Below are 14,692 nucleotides of genomic sequence, written 5' to 3' on the forward strand. Positions count from 1 at the left end.
GCGCCACCTGTGGGTTTACTCACAAGTCAGTAATATAGTCTACACATTGCTCTGGATATGCTCTACTGCGTGGCATGCATCGAGACGGTCGCATACTGGATCACCGGACACTGGAGACGCTGCGCGTCATGGCGGTGGGGCGGGTGCGCGCAGGCGAGGCGCCGAGCGCGGTGATGGCGTCTTATGGATTTAGCCGAACGACCATTTACAAGTGGTTGCGGCAGGCAAAAGGCCGGGGCAAGGGGCTGCGGGCGCTTTCTGCCCGTAAGAGCACGGGACGGCCGCGGTCGCTGACTTCTGCCCAGGAACGGCAGGTCTTCCGCTGGGTGAACGGCAAGAATCCGATGCAGTACGGCTTCGACTTCGGGCTGTGGACGCGCCAGGTCGTGCGGGAGTTGGTGCAGCAGCGGTTCGGCGTGACATTCAGTCTGGCCTCGGTGGGGGTGTTGCTGGCGCGCTTGGGCCTGACGGCGCAAAAGCCCTTGCAGCGAGCCTACCAGCGCGACCCGGAGGCCATCGAGCGCTGGAAGCGCGAGACCTATCCCGCCCTGGCGCGCCGCGCCAAGGCCGAGCGGGCGGACATCTACTTCTGGGACGAGTCCGGATTTCGCGCGGATGCGGTGCACGGCAAGACCTGGGGGGTGCGGGGTCAGACCCCGGTCGTCTGGCGTCCGGGGCAGCGTCAGTCCATCAGCGCCGCTTCGGCGGTCAATACCAAAGGGGCATTCTGGTTCTGCACCTACCCATGCGGGTTGAACGGCGAGATGTTTGTGTACTTGCTCCAGAAGCTGATGGCCCGGCGTCGCAAGCCGCTGCACCTGGTGGTGGACGGCCTGCCCGCGCACAAGAAGGCCGTGGTGACACGCTATGTCGCCGCCACCCAGGGCAAATTGACGCTGCATTTCCTGCCGGGTTACGCCCCGGACCTCAATCCGGACGAGTTGGTGTGGAGCCATGCCAAGCGCACCGGCACTGCGCGCCGCCCCTTGCAAAAGGGCGAGCAGCTCGAAGCGCGCATTCGCGCACAGCTGTTCGACATCGGCAGGAATCGCCCCCTGGTGCGTTCGTTCTTCCGGCATCCCGATGTAGTCTATGTTACTGGCTTGTGAGTAAGATACTGGCATGACTCAAAGACGGGCTATCATTATTGGCGCAGGTCCCTCCGGATTGACCGCCGCCTACGAATTGCTCACCCGGACCGGGATCAAGCCGATTGTCCTTGAAAAGAGCACCTGCATGGGTGGAATTTCCCGCACGGTGAACTACAAAGGGAATCGGATCGACATCGGTGGTCATCGCTTTTTTTCGAAATCCAACCGCGTCATGGAGTGGTGGTTGCAGGTGCTCCCACTCCAAGCGTCCGAAGATGATCCGGTTGCCATCAAATACCACCGCATGGAGCGGGAGAGTGCGCCCTCCGCGTTCGGCCATGACCCGGACGCCGCGGACAGTGTAATGCTACTGCGGCCCCGCAAGTCTCGCATCTACTATCTGCGCCGTTTCTTCGATTACCCGATTTCACTCAGCAAGGACACACTGCTCAAGCTTGGCCTGTGGCGCACCTTGAAGATCGGGGTGAGCTACGTTCGAAGCGCCTTATTTCCGCTCAAACAGGAGGAAACCCTGGAGCAGTTCTTTATTAACCGTTTCGGCCGGGAACTGTACGGCACGTTTTTCAAGTCCTACACGGAGAAGGTCTGGGGCGTGCCGTGTAACCGGATCAGCGCCGAGTGGGGAGCCCAGCGCATAAAGGGCCTTTCTGTCTGGTCGACTCTGATGCACGCCTTGCGGAAGGTGTTCAAGGGCGGCGGGGGCGACATTTGCCAGAAGGGCACCGAGACCTCGCTGATCGAACAGTTTCTATACCCCAAGTTCGGTCCTGGGCAAATGTGGGAAGAGGTCGCTAGCCGCATCATCAAAATGGGCGGAGAGATCTACACCGACTGCCGGGCCGAGCGGCTGATCACGGATGGCTGGCAGGTCAAGGCGCTGGAGACCACCAACGCCACCGGGGACCGGAAGACCTTCGAGGGCGACTATTTCTTCTCCACAGCCCCAGTACAGGAGATTATGCGGTCGTTCGACGTTGCGCCCCCAAAAAACGTTTTGGAGGTGTCGGATGGGTTGGTGTACAGAGACTTCATCACCGTCGGCCTCCTGCTCCGCTCGCTGAAGATAAACGACGAAACGTCGCAAGGGAAGCAGTTGATCCGTGACAACTGGATCTATATTCAGGAACCAGACGTGCAACTCGGCAGGCTCACGATCTTCAATAATTGGAGCCCGTTCATGGTGGCCGATCCAGCGAACGTCTGGTTGGGCATCGAGTACTTCTGTAACGAGTCAGACGAAATCTGGAACCTCTCCGACGATCGCATGGTCGCGCTCGCGACGGGGGAACTTAGCAAGATCGGTATCATCGACGCCGATGAGGTGCTTGACTCAGCAGTCCTACGGATGGAAAAGACCTATCCCGCGTATTTTGGCACCTACGACCGGTTCGCCGAGATTCGCGAGCATGTGGACCGGTATGGGAACCTGTTTCTAATCGGCCGTAATGGCATGCATCGCTACAATAACCAGGACCACTCCATGCTGACAGCCATGATGGCGGTGGACGACATCATCTCTGGCAAGACGGACAAGAGCGACCTCTGGGCGGTCAATACAGAGATGGACTACCACGAGAAAAAGGGGAAGTCCGATGTCCAACACGGCTGAGACTCCATCACTAGTACGGGAATCTACGTTCGTGCCGTTCCGAGGATGGCAGCCATGGCTTGTTCTCTTTCTCCTGGTAACATCCCGCCTACTCCTGGTCGTCTTCGCCCACTCCCTCTCCGGTGATGATGGCGATCGGTATCTGACGGAAGCGATAAATATGTGGACGCACGGAACCTTCTCAATGGCTTCTGGAGATACTCCATCCCCGACTGCTCATGATTTACCGCTATTTCCATTCATAATAGCGGGCTTTATTTCAGTGGTTAAGGTCCCCCTTCTCGCTGCGAAGATAACCTCGCTGTTGAATTGCATCCTCTTTGGAGTCGCTGCCAGGGGTATCTATGACTTGGGATGGCGATTGACCGGGAGTTGCAGAACGGCGGCTTTGGCAATGCTAATCTTTGGATGCTTTCCGGAATCATTCCCTTACTCGGTTTTCTACATGCCGGAGAGTCTCTTTCTTGCGTTTTTTGTATGGTGCCTTGTCAAGTTCGTTGAGTTCTTGCGCACGGACCATCTTCGCCCTCTGATGTGGGCCTTCCTGCTGTGGGGCATCAGCATACTGGCCAAGCCGATCTCACTCTTTCTAGGCCCAGTACTGGCGCTGATAGCCATCACTGTTGCTTTCAGTCAGCGCCAGAATCGTATCCGCAGAATCTCAGGCATCACGGCCGGTCTAGTTATCGGAGCGTCTGTTGTTGCACCATGGCTTGTCCGCAACTACGTTACCTTCGGAGTGCTCGGGATAAGCTCGATAACTGGCACCAATCTGTTTTACGGCAACTACTTGTACATGCTCGAAGACATGGGCGTCCTGAACGCTCAAGCGGTTTTGGCAAGCAAGGAAACCGAAGTTACTGCCACAATTTCTCCGGAGCGCGATAATCCGATGGTTCGCGCGAACTTGCTAGGTGCACTTGCCAAGAGGGAAATCTTGGCCCATTTTAGTCATTATGTCGCAACAACGCTCAAGCGGCATCCAGGGCTATATTTAGGCACTGGGTCTACTGGTACTCTGCGTTTGCTTGGTGATGCTGAGGGTGTATTGGCGATGAAAAAGGTCCTCGCCGACCGCCACGCCTGGCGCAAGGTGCCTCTGCGGGTGCTTCTTTTACTGATTGGATCGGGGCTTATTCTTGTAGTTGTCTACACCTCTGCTGTTGTTGGGATGATGAGACTGGGTTGGCGTCGAGACTGGATTGCTCTTGGTGTAATTCTATTGGCTCTTTTGTATTTCGCGGTCCTAATCGGTCCTATGACGTTCGTTCGTTATCGCGTCGCGATGCTACCCGCTCTTTCTGTTGCAGCTGCCATCGGGTTAAGAGGGGGGCGTTGGTGCCCAGAAGCGGTCATAGCCAGAATCCCTGTAAAAGCTTTAGAAGTGTAGCCTCCTAAGAATCACAACCGAAAGAGGGGCATTGAGCGATGCCCTCACAGGAGGCTACACTATGGGGAAGAAGGTGCTACCGAGTCTGAAGATGGAACAAGAGCTTTACACGGGCCTGATCACCAGCGGCGATCCCTTCGGGGAAGCGGCCCATCGGGGTGCGCGGCTGCACCTCTTTGAGCGGCCCACCTTGTAACGCTACGATCACGTCCGCTGGGGAGGCTTTTCTTCCCCGGTGAGGTTTCATAGGATTACCGGCGAGGCAGAAGTGTTATACCGGAACGGATGGGGGAAACTGAAAAAGACCCCGACAAAATAGAAACAATAGGGACAGACACGAATGGCGCTAGCTTAAGGATTATTTGCATGAAAACACAGGTGATAATATTGGCTAAATCGGAACAGCTATTGTGCGGCAACAGCTTAAGCTAGCGCCATTCGGGACAAACACTACTATCGTGACGATTCGTGGTGTTTACGGTCATGATCGTTGGCCAGGCGGCTCCCGCAATCCCGCCAAGAATGGCACCCGTGGCGGCACCGATCTCGGCACCAGTCAGCGTCCCGCTCTCTCGAGGGGTCAGAGGTATAGCACACTCCTCCACTATGAAGTCACAGAGTAGTGGTGAGCCTGTCCCGCTCTCTCGAGGGGTCAGAGGTGTAGCACACCCTGCAAACACCAGCAAGAAGATCGCACTTACCGCTATGGTGTATTTCATTGCCCTCACCTTTTGTCCAATATAGAGCACAAACTCAACGGTAGCAATAACCATGACAGTGCAACTCAGGCGTAGACACCGAAGTTCGGAGTTGCACCTCGGATTGACGGGGTCATCAACGGTTGCTAAGATGATCCCATAAAGGGCGAACACGTTCCCGCTGAAAGGAGGAAACGATGCAGACGACTCTGCCTCTCAGGCAAGGGGTAGCTTTGCTGCTGTGCCTGTTCTTGGTCGCGGGCGGCACGCTGGGTTGTGCGGCCATTGAGGAGCAGGTGAAGGCACATCCCGAGACGGCCATCGGCGTTGGCGTCGGGACTGCTGCCGGCATGTTGACCGGCGGGCTGATCTTCGGCAGCGCCGCCGGGACACTGTTGGGGGGTCTCGTGGGAGGCCTCACAGGTGGCGTCATTGGCAACGTCATAGAGGCGCGAACCCAAGATCGAGCGGCAACGTCGCAACGGTACAACTATAGCCCGGCGCAGGGAACTATTCTCAAGATCGAAGCTGTCGAGGTTCATCCGGCTCAGATCCGCCCTGGCGACACGATCAACCTTAACATGAGGTTTGCCGTACTCGCTCGAAACGCTCAGCAGACCATCCAAGTCTCAGAGCGCCGACAAGTCTTCCTCAATAGTTCCGCAGTTGGCGACTCGACCTTGCAAGTGCAGCGAATGGGTGGGACCTGGACCAGCAGTCAGCCGCTCACCCTCCCCGCGAATACGGCAAGCGGGAGCTATCGGGTAGTCATGAGCGTGACGGCTGATAGCACGGAATCAACCCAACAGACCACCTTCACTGTTGTCCCATAAATGGCCATACGCGTCTGATGCGTGGGATCGCTCAGATCACCCCATCGGTGAGAGACGCTCCGGCTGAATCTTGTACAGCACGGACAGAGTCTCGGTTCGCACACTCAGTTCTTGTCTCAGTACTGCGTCTATGACGTCAGAGCCATCAGGCATAACGCACGGAAAGCAGGAACCACGGACGTTCCCTGCCTTTCTCACTCTGTCCACCCTCTTTGGCTTTTTCCTGGTGGCATTCCTGTCGGTCTCTAGCGGCACCATTGCCTCAAGTGATGGTGTGACCGTCTTCAACGTCACCCAGGCCCTCGTGGAGTGTGGCGAGATCGCGGTGAAGGGTGACAATGTCGCCGAGGGGGTTGCTGGAAGGCTGTATTCCCGCTATGGGATCGGTCTGTCCCTTGCGGCCATCCCCTTCTATCTGTTGGGAAAGGCGATGACCCTCTTTTCGCCTGCGCACCTTGATCCACTCGTGCTGAAGGGGGCCGTGTCGATCACGAATGCGGCCATCGGTGCGTTAGCTTGTATCCTCCTGTTCCTCACGGCCTTACGATTAGGTTATTCCCAGAGCGTTGCCTTTCTGCTGACTGTTGCCTTCGCATTCAGCACCTTCTTTATCGTGTATACGACTAAGTCGTTTCTTACCCAGCCTCTCGAGACCTTGTCTATGCTCGGATCGATCTACCACCTCGTCAGGAGCCGCGACGATGGCATTCCCTGCCGACCATTTTATGCCGGGCTGTTTGCAGGAGTTGGGATCCTGACCAAGTGGTTCTTCGTGATCAATCTGCCGATCCTGACGGCCTACCTCTTGATCACCTCAGTCCGTGGCCGTCGGGTGCGGGATCTTGTCTTTTTCTCGATTCCTGTCGGGATGGCATTCGCCTTAGGACTGGGCTATAACTACATGCGGTTTGGCTCGGTCTGGCAGACCGGATACGCCGGGATTCTGTCCTTTTCTACCCCCCTGCTTGTCGGCCTCTACGGTCTCCTCCTGAGCTCCGGAAAGAGTCTCTTTCTCTATGCGCCGGTCACGTTGCTGGGTGTCGCATCGCTGAGGCCCTTTGCCAAAGATCGTAAGTACGAGATGTGGTTGTTCCTCGGACTTCTACTGGTCAACTTGCTGGTGGTCTCTAAGTTCTACGATTGGAGCGGTGAAGGGGCATGGGGTCCACGATACCTCACCTTGGTCTTGCCGTGCCTCATCCTTCCTATCGGATCGCTACTCGAGGGCGGGTCGAGGACAATAAAGCGTGGTTTCATTGGGCTCATGCTATTGGGAGTGCTTGTACAATTTGGAGGGCTTTCGGTCTACTATGGCACCTACTACCGCACAATCGGCGAGTTTCCGTATCAACTTGAGCGAGAGAATCCGCTCTTTCTGTACAAGGTCCGGTTTATCCCCAACTACTCACCCGTTTGGGGGCAGTTCGACATGGCGGTGCGCAATTGGAAGGCGTTTGTTCATGGGGAGAAACCGGTGTTCGCAATTGAGGCAAGGGACGAACGGATTCCTCTGTCAGAGACCGACCGTAACAAGCTGAGCGAGACGCTGGATCTCTGGTTCGCGTATGCCTATTATGCCGGTGTACCGCTCGGCCTCTGCCTCACCGGGATGGTCAGCCTGATGGGGAGTGCGGTCGTCCTCGGCTGGGTTGCAGCTCGGTCGTGCCGAGGGTGCTCCCGGCCGCGTCCTCGAATTTGAAGAGGATCTAAGGATTGGAGCCCCCATCCTCGATATCGTAGGGAACGATGAACACAATCTGCCCGTTAGCGTGCTTATGCAGAAATGGAATTACTGGTCCTTCCGGCTTTGGAGTGGGTAGTCCAAACCCCTCGCAAGGGCCGGCGGTGAGTCTGTGATCACGTCAATGTCTATTTTCTGAAGATCCTCAGTTCTTGTTTCAGCCCCGCGCCTATGCTATGGTCTGACCGATATTTGCCAAGTTTCGACCCGCAGAGAGGCGCGCCCAGGATGCCATTCAAGGACGAGATCGTCGCGGCGGTCGATCGACTATCGAGCAAGCTGATCGCCACCAGCCGCTTCCTGCACCTGCATCCGGAGTTGGCCTATGAGGAGCGGGAGTCCTCGCGACACCTGACCTCACTCCTGAAGGCGCATGGCTTTGAGGTGGTCGAGGGGGTTGGCGGCCTACCGACTGCCTTTGTCGCCTCGGCGGGCGTCGATCACCCATCAGCAACCATTGCCTTTCTTGCCGAATACGATGCGCTGCCCTCGCTCGGTCATGCCTGTGGCCACAACCTGATCGCTACCAGTTCCATCGGCGCCGCCATGGCTTTACAACCGTCTCTGCCGATGCTCGGGGGACGAGTATTGGTGATCGGCTGTCCCGCCGAGGAGAAGGGCGGGGGCAAGATTGCCTTGGTGAAGGCCGGCCTATTCGCCAACGTCAGTGCCGCGCTTCTGGTCCACCCCAGCAATCGAACTGAGATCTTCAAGAGTGCTCTGGCGATGCGGGCGCTCAAGGTTGAGTTCTTCGGAAAGGCGAGCCACTCCGCCGCAGCCCCCCATCTCGGCATTAATGCCCTCGATGCCGTGGTGCTCAGCTTCACGAACCTCAACGCTCTTCGCCAACAGCTTCGGCAAGATGCCAGGATTCATGGGATCATCACCGACGGCGGTCTGGCACCCAACATCATCCCGGACTATGCCGCCGCAAGGTTTTGCATTCGAGCGCTGGACCTTGAGTACCTGCACGACCTGCAGCGTCGCGTGGTCGCCTGTTTCGAAGCCGCCGCCCAAGCTACAGGAGCAACGGTTGCGATTCACGAGGAAGGCGAGGAGTATCATCCCATGCAGTGCAATCGAGCACTAGGTACTCTCTTCAGGGTAAACCTGGAGGCATTGGGTGAGCGGGTGGAGCAAACGCCAGAGGATCAAGATCTTGGTTCTACCGATGTAGGTAATGTCAGTCAAGTCGTCCCTACGCTCCAACCAACCATCGCCTTGACTGACCAACTTGACGTAGTCTGTCACTCCACCGCCTTCGCCGAGGCCGCCGGTGGGCCCGCCGGCGACCGAGCCATACTCATCGCGGCCAAGGCGCTTGCCATGACTGCGGTGGATCTGTTCACCGACCCTGCCACATTGCGGCAGGTCCAAGAAGAGTTTCAATGGGCGTGAGTGTTCCTCAGCGAAGCGCCGCCCGCCCTGTTCTGACCTGCCGACCATTCTCGCGTTGCATAGCCCGGTATCGGCGTTCGCATCACGAGGCCCTATGAAGCTCTCTGTACTCATTCCAGTGTATAATGAGCGGGACACCGTGGAGCTGCTCCTTAAGCGGGTGGAAGCGGCGCCCTACGAGAAGGAGATTATCCTTGTCGATGACGCCTCAACCGATGGGACGCGTGAGATTCTCACTCGGCTGGCGAGGGACCACCGGGATCAGGTGCGCCTGATCCTCCACCCAGACAACCGTGGGAAGGGGGCTGCGATTCGGACCGCGATCGAGCACGTGACGGGCGACATCGTCATCATCCAGGACGCCGACCTGGAGTACGACCCGCAAGATTACCCGAAATTGCTGGAGCCAATCCTGGACGGCCATGCCGACGTCGTCTTCGGCAACCGGTTTCATGGCGGCCCGCATCGGGTCTTGTACTTCTGGCACTCTGTTGGGAATCGGCTCCTGACCACCCTCTGCAACATTGTCACGAATCTGAACCTGAGCGATATGGAGGTCGGGTACAAGGTCTTCCGATCCGAAATCCTCCAGCGCCTGCGGCTAAAATCGAACCGGTTCGGCATCGAGCCGGAACTGACCGTGAAGGTGGCGAAGTTGGAATGCCGGATCTATGAGGTCCCAATCGCCTATCACGGCCGGACCTATGCCGAGGGGAAGAAGATTGGATGGAAGGATGGCATCGCCGCGCTCTATTACATCCTCCGCTTCCGGCTGTTCGATTGACGCAAAGGGCCACCGACCCGCGCCCCTTACCCTCCTCTGGCCGTCTCAAGGACGCGATCGGTGGACTGTGAAACGGTAGCCATGAAAGTCATCGGGCTCATGTCTGGGACGTCGGCGGACGGAATCGATGTCGCCCTTCTGGAGATCGGTATCAACAAAGGGCTGCCGCAGCTCCGGCTGCTGCGCTTCGCGGTATTTTCTTTTCCCAACGGGCTCCGGGAGCGAATTTTGCGAGTGGCAGACGCTGGATCGGGTGCCACCTCTGAGATCTGTCGTTTGAATGTTCTGCTTGGTGAGCTTTTCGCGAAAGCGGCAATCTCGGTGGCCCGGAGTGCCCGCGTGCCGCTACGGGACGTGGCGCTCATTGGTTCGCACGGGCAGACCATCGCCCACCTCCCTGACCCTGCGGTTGAACACGGGGTATCGGTCCGCTCCACGCTACAGATCGGGGAGTCATCAGTCATTGCCGAGCGGACTGGCGTCACGACTGTGGCCGACTTCCGCCCTCGGGACATGGCGGCGGGCGGCGAGGGCGCGCCGCTCACCCCTTATTTGCATGCGCTGCTCTTTCGGCATCCTCGTCGGGACCGGATTGTCCTGAACCTGGGTGGGATCGCCAACCTCACCTTCCTGCCGAGGGGCCGCGGCCTGCGCGGCGTGTTGGCGTTTGACACGGGACCGGGCAATGTTTTGATCGATGGGCTTGTGGCACGCCTGACCGGCGGCGCGATGAGCGTTGACCTGGATGGCCGGATCGCCGCCTCTGGGGAGGTAGATCCGCGTCTGCTGCGATGGCTCATGGCTCATGCCTACTTTCGTCGCAAGCCACCCAAAAGCACGGGGCGGGAAGAGTTTGGGCCGACACTGATCGACGCCCTGCTCCGCCGCGCGGCAGCCCGTGGCATTACAGAGGAGGATCTAGTGGCAACTGTTACAGCCTTCACGGCGCAGTCGGTGGCGCTCCACGTCCGACGTGAACTTCCACACAATACCGTTTCGCCAGAACTGATCACCTGTGGCGGCGGGGCCAACAACCCGATGCTGATCAAGGGACTTGAAGCCGCGCTGCCTGAAAGCCGTCTCCTTTCCGCTGATGAGGCTGGCTTTCCAGGGCGGGCTATCGAGGCCTCAGCCTTCGCACTGCTCGCCTACCTCACCGCCCACGGCCTGCCAGGCAATCTGCCCCGCATCACCGGGGCGACCCATAGCGCGATCCTGGGCAAGATCGTTCCGGGACGGGCATTTCAGGGGCTACGATGACAAATCCAGCGTACTATGAAGCCGTGGTTCGATTGCTCAGCGAGATCCAGCGAAGCCAGGCGGAGGCGATCGACCGGGCTGCCGATCTGATCTTCTCATCCCTCGTGGCTGACGGTGTCCTGCACATCTTTGGAAGTGGTCACTCCCATTCAGTGGCCGAAGAGGCGTTCCATCGCGCTGGGGGGCTGGTTCCCGTCAATACCATGACCGAGCCGTTTCTGAGCCCGCTCACGTCTCCAAAGAAGAGCGGGCGGCTAGAGCGGCTCAGCGGCCTTGCGGTGATTCTACTCGACTACCACGATCCGCAGCCCGACGAGGTCCTCATCATCGTCTCCAACGCCGGGATCAACCCGGTCTCAGTCGAGTTAGCGTTGGAAGCGAAGAAGCGAGAACTTATGGTCATCGCGATCACGTCGCTCCGTCACTCCCAAGCCGTGGCCTCGCGCCATCCGAGCGGCCAGCGCCTCTTCGAGGTGGCTGACCTCGTTATCGACAACTACGGCGAGGCCGGCGATGGCGCCCTCACCTTCCCCGGCCTTACGGCGAAGGTGGGGCCGACCTCACTTATAGCCGGGGCCTTCATCGTCAACTCCATCGTCTGCGGCGTGGTGGCGCGATTCCTCGCGAAGGGGCTTACGCCGCCAGTCTATCTCAGCGCTAATCTACCAGGTGGCGATGAGCATAACCGCCAGCTTGAGGCGAAGTATAAAGGACGGATCAAATTATTGGGTTGAGAAAGCGCCAGACTTGATTAGCCAACAAACCCAACCCCCCTTTGGCAAAGGGGGGGTACGGGGGGATTTCAACCGTGGGCGATTTTCTGAGCAACTATGTATGATCTGATAATTCGCGATGCGAACCTCATTGACGGGACTGGCGCCTCCGCACGACGCGCCGACCTTGCCGTCGTAGGTGACCGTATCGCAGAGATCGGGCATATCGCCCCATCCTTGGGGCATCGGGTGATCGAGGCGGCCGGCCTTACGCTTTCTCCCGGCTTCGTGGATATCCACTCGCACTCCGATTACCATCTCCTGCTTCAGCCGACGGCTGACAGCGCCGTTCGACAGGGGGTGACCCTCGAGATCGGGGGCAATTGCGGATATGCGGCCGCCCCGATATGGGGACCCTGGCTGGAAGAACGGACGGCCACCTATCGTAACCTCTACGGCCTCGACCATGCCTGGCAGGCGGTGGCGGACTACTTCGCGCGACTGGAGGCGACTGGGATCTCCGAGAACTTCGGTCTCCTGATCGGTCATAACACGCTGCGGGGCTCAGCCATGGGCGGTGCTAACCGCCCGCCCTCATCGCAGGAACTTGAGGCGATGATCGAGGGAGCGCGACAAGGGATGGCCGAGGGCGCGCTTGGTTTGTCCACAGGTCTGGTGTATGCCCCGGCCTGCTTCTCCAGGCCTGACGAGCTTGCGATGATTGCAGCCGCAGTGCGGGAGGCTGGCGGCATCCTCACCTGCCACATGCGGAGCGAAGGCGACGGGCTGATCGAGGCGATCGATGAAATTATCGGAGTGGCGGAGAAGGCGGAAATCCCCCTTCAGATCTCTCACCTCAAGACATCTGGAGAGCGCAACTGGCCGAAGCTTCACGAGGCGCTTCGGCGTATTGAAGAGGCGCGAGCACGCGGCCTTGACGTTTCCTGCGACCGGTATCCCTACACTGCCTCCAACACCGGGCTTCAAGCGGTCCTGCCGGATTGGGCCTTAGAAGGCGGGCAACGGGATCGGACCGAACGGTTAGGCAACCCGGCAGCGCGCGCCCGGATTACGCAGGAACTGACCACGCACTACCCACCTGATTACTGGTCCCGACTGATGATCTCCGAGGTCACGCGCGAGGAGAATCGACGGTATGAGGGATTGCGTGTCGCTGAGGCGGCGAAACTGGCCGAGACGCAGCCGGTCCACTTCGTCCTCGATCTGCTGCTAGCAGAGCAGATGCAGGTCGATGCTATCTTCTTTACCATGTGTGAAGAGAACCTGGAGGCGATCCTAGCACAGCCATATGCGATGATCGGGTCAGACTCCGGGTGTCGCGGACACGAAGGTCCGCTCAGTCATGGTCGGCCTCATCCAAGAACCTTCGGGACCTTCCCGCGGGTGCTGGGCCACTTCGTGCGGGAAAGGCGTCTACTCGATCTGCCAACCGCCATCAGGAAGATGACCTGGGATCCTTGCCGCAAGCTCGGTATTCTGGACCGGGGACATCTGCAGCCTGGCTGCGCGGCCGACCTTGTCCTCTTCGACTCGGCGACCGTGTCGGACAGGGCGACCTACGAGGCCCCGTTACAGTACCCCACCGGTATCCATCACGTCTTCGTCAACGGGGTCCCGGTCGTTGAGAGCGGCGAGCACACCGGTGCCAGACCCGGCCGCGTCGTGCGGAGGGCATGACCAATGCGTCCGAGAATCGGAATCACGAGCTGGCATTATCGGGATGACGAAGAGCGGTGGGAGGCGGTACTGGAAGGTTACTCCCGCGCCGTCCTCGGCGCTGGTGGCTTGCCGCTGATCCTTCCTGTTGCCTCCGCGGAGCCTGCCCTGATCGAGGCATACCTGGAGACGATCGACGGGCTCATCTTGACCGGAGGGGCCGATATTCACCCCTCCTTTTATGGACAGACCGTTCTCGAACGATGCGGTGAGATCGACGAAGAACGCGATCGCTTCGAAATGGAGTTGGTTCGTGCGGCCCGCAATCGTGACCTGCCGCTCTTAGGGATCTGCCGCGGCCTCCAGGTCGTCAACGTGGCCCTGGGCGGCAGCCTATATCAGGACCTCTCTTACCGGCACGAGACCGACCCGGCCCACCAGAGCCCTCGCGAGCGGCGCGGGGAGCCAGCCCACGCGGTGGCGATTATGGAAGGCTCTCGCCTCGCTCAGTTGCTCGGTGTTCGAGAGTTGGACGTGACCAGCACCCACCACCAGATCATCCGCGACCTGGCGCCCAATCTTACGGTCAACGCGGTCGCTCCAGACGGGGTCATCGAGGGGGTTGAGGGCGCTGGACGCTTTCTTCTCGCCGTCCACTGGCACCCCGAGCGGATGGTTACCCGCCACCCCGAGCAGCTCGCGCTCTTTCGGGCTCTCGTTGAGGCAGCCGGCACAGCCCATCGCCACTGATTACCTTGCTGTCGCACTGAGGGCAGCCACAAGGGCTGCCCCTACGTCCCGCGCAGCAAATCCCCCTTATACTCTCCCCGCACCGCTCTTCACCGCTACCCCACGCACTCCTCCTTCGCAGCGGTAATGAGATCGTCGAAGGGCGGGGGTACGTCTTTGATCGGCTCATGCCAGCTCCTCCCCTGCTCCTTCTGCTTCTTACGTAACGCAATCCACATAGTACACGGCCGACCGTTATGAAGCCAGAGCCGTAGGCCGATGCGCTCTGCATTGATCTCCTGACCTAGGGTATACTCTCTGCTCCCCACCATTCCATCCACAATTCCTGTCAGCAGGAGACCTCCAGGCACAACAGCGATAGCGGTCAGCTCTGCGGCCTGGCGACTGTCTGAAACATCCGTTTTGCTGACGGGATGGGCCAACAGGTCGTGACCGAGACTGTGGGCGATAAGCTGGGCCAACTCGTCGTCGGACGCATCATGAGCTGCCGGCTGGCTGATGTAAATGATGCCTGGGGCGATATTCCATTCGGAGGCCCGATCGTCGCCGACGATGTGGAACGCGAACGATCTTCGGCGAATACTCAACGGGAGCGTCTTCAGCAACATGTGAGCGCTCCGCTCCACGCGGATCTTTTCAGTGGGGGCAGAAAGGACTTGCAGACCGGCACCTGCACTGCACGCGGTGAGCGCCAGCATGCAGAAAGCTCCAACCGCTCGACCTAGAC

General features: G+C 59.1%; 14 protein-coding genes. 12 read left to right on the forward strand and 2 right to left on the reverse strand.

Features of this window, described 5'->3' with window-relative positions; translation table 11 throughout:
• Nucleotides 1-74: 74 nt before the first annotated feature.
• From CLG94_RS09525 to CLG94_RS13800, 4 genes are all read left to right on the forward strand, one after another.
• A complete protein-coding gene (locus tag CLG94_RS09525) occupies nucleotides 75-1,109 on the forward strand; it encodes an IS630 family transposase (RefSeq protein ID WP_107562976.1) in 1,035 nt (344 codons plus the stop codon).
• Between the two features lie 13 nt (nucleotides 1,110-1,122).
• Nucleotides 1,123-2,721, forward strand: coding sequence for an NAD(P)/FAD-dependent oxidoreductase (locus CLG94_RS09530; RefSeq protein ID WP_107562978.1), 1,599 nt, complete (start codon nucleotides 1,123-1,125; stop codon nucleotides 2,719-2,721).
• Nucleotides 2,705-4,111, forward strand: a complete 1,407-nt coding sequence (locus CLG94_RS09535) for an ArnT family glycosyltransferase (RefSeq protein WP_107562980.1) — start codon at nucleotides 2,705-2,707, stop codon at nucleotides 4,109-4,111. Before CLG94_RS09530 ends, CLG94_RS09535 begins: the two co-directional genes overlap by 17 nt.
• Before the next feature lie 61 nt (nucleotides 4,112-4,172).
• The gene (locus CLG94_RS13800; protein ID WP_275666226.1) at nucleotides 4,173-4,307 is read left to right on the forward strand and encodes a hypothetical protein; all 135 of its coding nucleotides are present in this window, start codon (nucleotides 4,173-4,175) and stop codon (nucleotides 4,305-4,307) included.
• A 232-nt stretch (nucleotides 4,308-4,539) separates the two neighbouring features.
• Here CLG94_RS13800 and CLG94_RS09540 read toward each other — a convergent pair whose 3' ends face one another.
• A complete protein-coding gene (locus tag CLG94_RS09540; RefSeq protein ID WP_133174693.1) occupies nucleotides 4,540-4,830 on the reverse strand; it encodes a YMGG-like glycine zipper-containing protein in 291 nt (96 codons plus the stop codon).
• A 176-nt stretch (nucleotides 4,831-5,006) separates the two neighbouring features.
• On the opposite strand from CLG94_RS09540, the gene CLG94_RS09545 reads away from it, so the two are divergent.
• The 8 genes from CLG94_RS09545 to CLG94_RS09580 all read left to right on the forward strand — a co-directional run bounded on the left by CLG94_RS09545 (nucleotide 5,007) and on the right by CLG94_RS09580 (nucleotide 13,965).
• Nucleotides 5,007-5,642, forward strand: a complete 636-nt coding sequence (locus CLG94_RS09545) for a YMGG-like glycine zipper-containing protein (RefSeq protein WP_107562984.1) — start codon at nucleotides 5,007-5,009, stop codon at nucleotides 5,640-5,642.
• A 130-nt stretch (nucleotides 5,643-5,772) separates the two neighbouring features.
• On the forward strand, nucleotides 5,773-7,341 hold the full coding sequence (locus tag CLG94_RS09550) for an ArnT family glycosyltransferase (RefSeq protein WP_107562986.1): 1,569 nt from the start codon (nucleotides 5,773-5,775) through the stop codon (nucleotides 7,339-7,341).
• A gap of 270 nt (nucleotides 7,342-7,611) precedes the next feature.
• The gene (locus tag CLG94_RS09555) at nucleotides 7,612-8,781 is read left to right on the forward strand and encodes a M20 family metallopeptidase (RefSeq protein ID WP_161954122.1); all 1,170 of its coding nucleotides are present in this window, start codon (nucleotides 7,612-7,614) and stop codon (nucleotides 8,779-8,781) included.
• Nucleotides 8,782-8,875: 94 nt separating this feature from the next.
• A complete protein-coding gene (locus CLG94_RS09560; RefSeq protein WP_107562990.1) occupies nucleotides 8,876-9,565 on the forward strand; it encodes a glycosyltransferase family 2 protein in 690 nt (229 codons plus the stop codon).
• Nucleotides 9,566-9,625: 60 nt separating this feature from the next.
• On the forward strand, nucleotides 9,626-10,825 hold the full coding sequence (locus tag CLG94_RS09565; RefSeq protein ID WP_133174694.1) for an anhydro-N-acetylmuramic acid kinase: 1,200 nt from the start codon (nucleotides 9,626-9,628) through the stop codon (nucleotides 10,823-10,825).
• A complete protein-coding gene (locus CLG94_RS09570) occupies nucleotides 10,822-11,559 on the forward strand; it encodes a sugar isomerase domain-containing protein (RefSeq protein ID WP_107562994.1) in 738 nt (245 codons plus the stop codon). The genes CLG94_RS09565 and CLG94_RS09570 overlap by 4 nt, the downstream gene beginning before the upstream one ends.
• 96 nt (nucleotides 11,560-11,655) lie before the next feature.
• Complete coding sequence (locus CLG94_RS09575; RefSeq protein ID WP_107562996.1) at nucleotides 11,656-13,236, forward strand: N-acyl-D-amino-acid deacylase family protein; 1,581 nt, start codon at nucleotides 11,656-11,658, stop codon at nucleotides 13,234-13,236.
• A 3-nt stretch (nucleotides 13,237-13,239) separates the two neighbouring features.
• Nucleotides 13,240-13,965: a gamma-glutamyl-gamma-aminobutyrate hydrolase family protein gene (locus CLG94_RS09580; protein ID WP_107562998.1), complete on the forward strand. Its 726-nt coding sequence runs from the start codon at nucleotides 13,240-13,242 to the stop codon at nucleotides 13,963-13,965.
• A gap of 95 nt (nucleotides 13,966-14,060) precedes the next feature.
• Here the strand turns inward: CLG94_RS09580 and CLG94_RS09585 are convergent, their stop codons facing one another.
• The gene (locus CLG94_RS09585; RefSeq protein ID WP_153062398.1) at nucleotides 14,061-14,663 is read right to left on the reverse strand and encodes a M48 family metalloprotease; all 603 of its coding nucleotides are present in this window, start codon (nucleotides 14,661-14,663) and stop codon (nucleotides 14,061-14,063) included.
• Between the last annotated feature and the right edge of the window lie 29 nt (nucleotides 14,664-14,692).

Source organism: Candidatus Methylomirabilis limnetica (genome assembly GCF_003044035.1).
In the GTDB taxonomy this organism is placed as follows: domain Bacteria; phylum Methylomirabilota; class Methylomirabilia; order Methylomirabilales; family Methylomirabilaceae; genus Methylomirabilis; species Methylomirabilis limnetica.

What these genes read in the sequence shown, in the direction of transcription:
- CLG94_RS09525 (WP_107562976.1), top strand. Translation starts at nt 75, where the DNA reads ATGCATCGAGACGGTCGCATACTGGATCACCGGACACTGGAGACGCTG.
- CLG94_RS09530 (WP_107562978.1), top strand. Translation starts at nt 1,123, where the DNA reads ATGACTCAAAGACGGGCTATCATTATTGGCGCAGGTCCCTCCGGATTG.
- CLG94_RS09535 (WP_107562980.1), top strand. Translation starts at nt 2,705, where the DNA reads ATGTCCAACACGGCTGAGACTCCATCACTAGTACGGGAATCTACGTTC.
- CLG94_RS13800 (WP_275666226.1), top strand. Translation starts at nt 4,173, where the DNA reads ATGGGGAAGAAGGTGCTACCGAGTCTGAAGATGGAACAAGAGCTTTAC.
- CLG94_RS09540 (WP_133174693.1), bottom strand. Translation starts at nt 4,830, where the DNA reads ATGAAATACACCATAGCGGTAAGTGCGATCTTCTTGCTGGTGTTTGCA.
- CLG94_RS09545 (WP_107562984.1), top strand. Translation starts at nt 5,007, where the DNA reads ATGCAGACGACTCTGCCTCTCAGGCAAGGGGTAGCTTTGCTGCTGTGC.
- CLG94_RS09550 (WP_107562986.1), top strand. Translation starts at nt 5,773, where the DNA reads ATGACGTCAGAGCCATCAGGCATAACGCACGGAAAGCAGGAACCACGG.
- CLG94_RS09555 (WP_161954122.1), top strand. Translation starts at nt 7,612, where the DNA reads ATGCCATTCAAGGACGAGATCGTCGCGGCGGTCGATCGACTATCGAGC.
- CLG94_RS09560 (WP_107562990.1), top strand. Translation starts at nt 8,876, where the DNA reads ATGAAGCTCTCTGTACTCATTCCAGTGTATAATGAGCGGGACACCGTG.
- CLG94_RS09570 (WP_107562994.1), top strand. Translation starts at nt 10,822, where the DNA reads ATGACAAATCCAGCGTACTATGAAGCCGTGGTTCGATTGCTCAGCGAG.
- CLG94_RS09575 (WP_107562996.1), top strand. Translation starts at nt 11,656, where the DNA reads ATGTATGATCTGATAATTCGCGATGCGAACCTCATTGACGGGACTGGC.
- CLG94_RS09580 (WP_107562998.1), top strand. Translation starts at nt 13,240, where the DNA reads ATGCGTCCGAGAATCGGAATCACGAGCTGGCATTATCGGGATGACGAA.
- CLG94_RS09585 (WP_153062398.1), bottom strand. Translation starts at nt 14,663, where the DNA reads ATGCTGGCGCTCACCGCGTGCAGTGCAGGTGCCGGTCTGCAAGTCCTT.